General features: G+C 31.4%; 3 protein-coding genes. All 3 read right to left on the bottom strand.

The features are described from left to right. A partial coding sequence (locus AC5EAH_RS07635; protein WP_493494184.1) for a G5 domain-containing protein occupies positions 1-941 on the bottom strand: 941 nt, incomplete at its 3' end. 111 nt (positions 942-1,052) lie between these two features. Then, complete coding sequence (locus AC5EAH_RS07640; protein WP_493494185.1) at positions 1,053-4,931, bottom strand: ZmpA/ZmpB/ZmpC family metallo-endopeptidase; 3,879 nt, start codon at positions 4,929-4,931, stop codon at positions 1,053-1,055. A 362-nt stretch (positions 4,932-5,293) separates the two neighbouring features. Beyond that, the gene (locus AC5EAH_RS07645) at positions 5,294-5,731 is read right to left on the bottom strand and encodes a G5 domain-containing protein (RefSeq protein WP_493494186.1); all 438 of its coding nucleotides are present in this window, start codon (positions 5,729-5,731) and stop codon (positions 5,294-5,296) included. Between the last annotated feature and the right edge of the window lie 2 nt (positions 5,732-5,733).

Below are 5,733 nucleotides of genomic sequence, written 5' to 3' on the forward strand. Positions count from 1 at the left end.
TGTACACTATTAACTAATTGACCGTCAACAAAAGTATCATCAAAAGTCGTCGTCGTTAAACCATTAACACCTTCTTGTGAAACTTGATGCGTGTCTTTTGTTAATGTATCGTCAATTACTTCTTCAGTTGTAAAAGGCACAATCTGTTGTTCAGTACGAGCTTGATGTGTAATTTGTGCCGTTGGTAATTCGGGATGACTTGGAATATTGTCTTGAGGTATAGCTGTTTCTAAAGTACCGACACGTACGATTTGATTAGTGGGTGCTGTTGTTTGTGTATCAGTTTGTACACTATTAACTAATTGACCGTTAACAAAAGTATCATCAAGAGTTGTCGTCGTTAAACCATTAACACCTTCTTGTGAAACTTGACGCGTGTCTTTTGTTAATGTATCGTAAATTACTTCTTCAGTTGTAAAAGGCACAATCTGTTGTTCAGTACGAGATTGATGAGTAATTTGTGCAACAGGTAATTCAGGATGACTTGGAATATTGTCTTGAGGTACGGCTGTTTCTAAAGTCCCAACACGTACAATTTCATTCGTTGCATTTTGTGTTTTAGTATTAATTTTTGTTGAACTAATTAATCGACCATACATGAATTTATCTTGAAAAGTGATAGTTGTATTACCATTAACACCTTTTTGAACGATTTGACGAGTGCCTTTTTCTAATGTATCGTCTAATATTTCTTCTGTATTATAGCGTATGACTTGTTGTTGAGTGCGTGTTTTGTACTGGGGTTGGTAATAATTGTTCGTATAAAATCCTGAATAATTATAACCTGGAAAAGGTGATGAAGCATAACGATAACCTTCTATAGCATTGACCGTGTTTTGTGGGGTAATGAATGTTGCACCAATGACCATAGGTATGGTACCAATCGCTAATTTTCTTAATGCATATTTAATTTTCTTTGATGTAACGTTTATTTTCTTCATAATAATTTTCCTCCTAAAGAGTATATAATAATATATATTCTAAAAAAAGGAAACAGTTATGTTTTATAGAAAATCCCCCTTGTAAGAGATTTATTACAAGGGGGAAGATGTTTAATTATGATAGATTGAATTTCTAAATTCATCTGATTGTGTAAGATAAGCATTGTAAATGGCTTGTTTCAATCGACGTACTTTAGAATATAGTTCACTATCTATAGTTTTTGATGTAATATCAGCATTAACTGCAGTATCCATTAAGTTTTGTAAATCTTGATAAGAATTGATTGTATAAGATTTCTTCTGATATTCTATCGTAATTGGTTTTAATTTAGCTAATTTATCAATTCTTTCTTTAAACATTGCTTTTTTGAAATCATTAAATGAGTTAAATTGATTATTTGATATTTTTTTAATAAGGAATTGATCAGATAAATTATTGAAGCCTTGTGCTTTAGCATCTTCTAAATATTGATTTGATGTATAAGGGACAAAGCCTTCATAGTAACCTTTGTATGCTAGTAATTCAAAAGCATTACGTCTAAATGATAGGGCACCTGGGGCACCAACTTTAGTTTCTGCAGTACCATAAATAGGTGTAAATAATGTTGTTGGGAAATAACCATTGTTATTGTATTCTCGTTCTTTATAGTCGCGTTTAGCAATTAAACTCTGGTCAATAAAATCATTAATATTAGTTAAGTTCAGATCAGCAGCTTCTTTACTAGTAAGACTTCTCACAACATTGTTACCATCTTCATTAGGTGTATTTTCTAATTTATTAAACCAAGCAGCTTGATTTGTCTTACCTGATTTAACTAATGACATTGCTTCTGCATAATCCATTGTGTAAAGTACATCAAACATACCGTGTACATAAGTTTGTAAATCATTTGCATTTTGGAAACGCTGAGGTGTGCTATTATGATATAATTCTTTATTTACTGGGAAATCAAACATTAAATTAATACTCATAATTTGTTTATTACCAACTTCAGGTGATTGTAATAAACCTAATGGGAAAGCTTCGGCACCCATGTTAATACGGCGTCCATATTGTAAATAAATCTTCTTATCGTTATTATGTACCATTTCATGAGTAAATACAGCACTACCATAAGGATCTAACATTCTATCTGCTACGAAGTGAACTAAGTTACCAGTAGCATAAGCACCTAATCCATTTGGTTTATAGTAATGATCAACAGGACCGAAGAAATCTAGTACTGTTTGAGACGTATTACCATATTGTGGCAACCAGATTTTTTTCTTGTTTAGAGAATAAGCATCCCATACTTCTACATCACGAACTAATTTATCTTTTAATTCTGGTTTTAAAATACGATACCATGCATCAAAGTGTTCTCTTTGCCAGTTAGCTGCACGTTCAACCAATTGACGAACTTCAGCTAATTGTTCTTGATACTTATCAGGATCTGTTTTAGCTAAGTCAGTATCAATATATCTATCGTACATTCCGAAAGTAATAGTTGTCATATTAGATATAACATAAACACCTTCTGTAGATAATGATAATAATGGTAATAACATGTGTTTGAATTTAGAACTATCTTTTGTTAATCGTTGATACACTTCAACATTTACATCAGGTTTTTCTTTTGATGGTGTTGTAATAATTTGTGCTTTAGAAGTAGCTTTTAACCAACTTTCAGCATCCAATTTAGTAAACATTTGTCGATGATCATCTAAATAATTGAACAATGTTGATTCAGTATTATTTGGTGCCATACCTGACCCATAGAATGTTAGGTTATTTTTCGGAAGGAAATTCGAATAACCTAAATCAGCTAAACCTACTAACCATTCTAATGTTGATACAGGTTTACCATAAAAGTCTTGATGGTAAGTGGCTAAATCTTGAATGTTCACTTGGTCGAAATTAATATTGTACCAACGTTTAACGTAAGCTAAACCAAGTAATAACTTTTCTTTATTATCTTGAATATATTTAGCTGTGTAGTCATTAATTGCCCCAGAAGTGACATTCGTTGCTTTATCTGATGCTAAAACTTTAGCTAGTTCATTATTTAAATTAGCTTTGATATCTTCAAAAGATTGTTTTAAATATAATAGCTCCATTTTTTCATTAATAACAGCAGCTTTTGCATCAGCATTACTTGTATTTGCGCCTAATTCTGTTTTCTTAGCCTTAATATCTGCATCAGATATATAGTAACCAAGTGCATTTAATAAACTTTCTGAATGATAATCAATATTTGACATAGTCGAGACTACTTTATCAATAACTGTTTTGTGATTCTCAGCTAAATGTTGTGGTGTATATAATAATTCAGTACCGTTCAATGTATATTCTAATACACTAGGATTATCAAAAGGTGCTTTATAGTTAACATCAATATAAGCAACAGTATGGTCATCGTAATGTACCATTAATTTATTAACTTGTTGTGGATTAGCTTGAATATCAGTTAATACCATTTGATCGTGCATTGGTGTCACAGATAAAATTTTAGTTGTATATAGTTTACTTGCTGGATCAATCTTATTACCTAAATGTACAATTAATTCTTTGTTGTAGAAAGGTAATAATTTTTCAGTATTATGATAAGCAATTTGTCTATCGGTTTGAGCATGTTCAACATTTTGATAGTTGACATGATATTCATTTAATTTTTGTTCTTGAGAACTATTATCTAATGATGTAATAATACCCATCGCTGCAATTTTTTCTTTAGCTTGTGTTTCGGAAATAGATTGACTCCATTGATCTATATTAGAATTGGCAACATTCTGAACATAAAAAGCATTAGTAATTTTAGCATCAGCAAAGTCACTATCACCGTGTACTGTATTGCTGTTTTCTCCTTTTATGAAACTAATAGCATTATCTACAGTACCCTTAGGATAAGTCCCACCAACAATACCACCAATTTGACCTAATGGTGTAGTAGCGGTATTTGTGATTTGTCCTTTAGTATATACATTAGAAATAGAACCACTGTCTGTAAATCCAGCGATACCACCTGCACGCATTTTTTTCTCTTTAAAGTTTCCACTAATATCTACATCAGTATAAGATTGTGTGATAGTGGTGTTGCTTCCTTTTCCAATAATACCACCGTGATGACTGGCTGCATCAGGATTAGAAGCTTGTATCTTACCTTCAAATGCTGTATTGGTGAATTTAGATGCTGTTGCTGTTGCGACTAAACCACCAATTGTAGAAGTTGCATTAATTGTACCTTGTGCAGATACATCTTTAAATACTGACTGTGTTGCTTCACGAGAAATGATACCAATATTTTTTTGTGCTGTAGAAATGTTAGCATTTTTAAAATCAATATTTTCAACTGTTGCTTTGTTTAAAATATTAAATAATGGCATTTTAAGATTATGAATAGCAAATTGTTGATCTGCTGTACCACCTGATAAAGTACCAGTAAATTTATCAGTAATATAAGCAGGTGCTTTATCATCTAAAGTAATTTCATCAGCAATTAAATCACTAGCTAATGTAAATGTTCCACTAGGATTTTTATTAATCGCTTCAACTAAAGATTTGAATGATGTATAGCCATTTGAAGCTTTAGGTGTTTTGCTCACATAAAATTCAAAATTATCATCATATTGACCATTATTATCATGAACTAACTCAGGTAATGTTGCCGTTAATTTGATTAATGTTTTACCATCTTTTTGAACTTCTTCAGCTTTACTAATAGGTAATAATACATCTTTCAATTCATCTGTTTTAATTTTAACAAAGTAGTCGTCAAATGAAGTTGGTGCTGTATCTAATGACAATGTTTTTTGGTAATTATCATTATTTTTATGGTAAAGTTCAGCCTGATGAACATGTTTAAATTCTATTTTCTTTAATACAAGTTCTAAAGGTTGTGTATTTACAATTTCTTCAACATTACCAGCACCAATATTATAAGTTAATACAGTATCTACTTCATAAGGTGTGTAATAATCTAATCCACTCAATGTCGCAGTTAAGTCAGCCAAAGGTACTTCTTTAATAACTTGTCCATTATGTTTGATTTTAGCGACTGCACTGACATAAGTCTTATCTTTATCGGCAAGTTGGTAGTTAAGTATAGCTTGTTTATTAGCATCTTGTTTATCTGTATGAGTAACTGTTAATATTGGTTTTTCTTTAGCTTGATTGGGAACTAATTGAGCAATAGCTTGTTTTAATCCTTGAGTATGTAAATCAATTAAGTATTGATCAACTTGTGAATTTTGGTAGACATCAGAACCTTCTGCTAAAGCTCCTTGTAAAGTGGCCCAACTTTCGGGTGTATAGTCTTGTGCTTGTTTGGTCTTGGCAATATTAATTTGTTCGTTTAATAAAGTTTTATCAACATTTAATTGGGCAATAGCTTGTTGTAAAGTATTGGTTGCTTGGTCAACCTCAGCTTGTGTAGCATTTGTATTATNTGTTCGTTTAATAAAGTTTTATCAACATTTAATTGGGCAATAGCTTGTTGTAAAGTATTGGTTGCTTGGTCAACCTCAGCTTGTGTAGCATTTGTATTATTAGTTATTGTATTAGCGTTAGTTAAAGCTTGTTGTAAAGCATTAAATGATGTAGTGGAATAATCTAATGCTTGTTTAGTTTTAGCAATATTAATTTGTTCGTTTAATAAAGTTTTATCAACTAATAATTTAGTACCGACATGAACAATTTCAGGTATAGCCGGTGTTGTTTCAGTGCCTTTAGTTATCGTTTCAGTAATCTTACCATTGACTAAAGTATCTTCAAAAGTAGTAGTTGTCGCACCATTAACCCCTTGTTGAACGATTT

The sequence above is a fragment of the Staphylococcus sp. B1(2026) genome, from assembly GCF_058895785.1.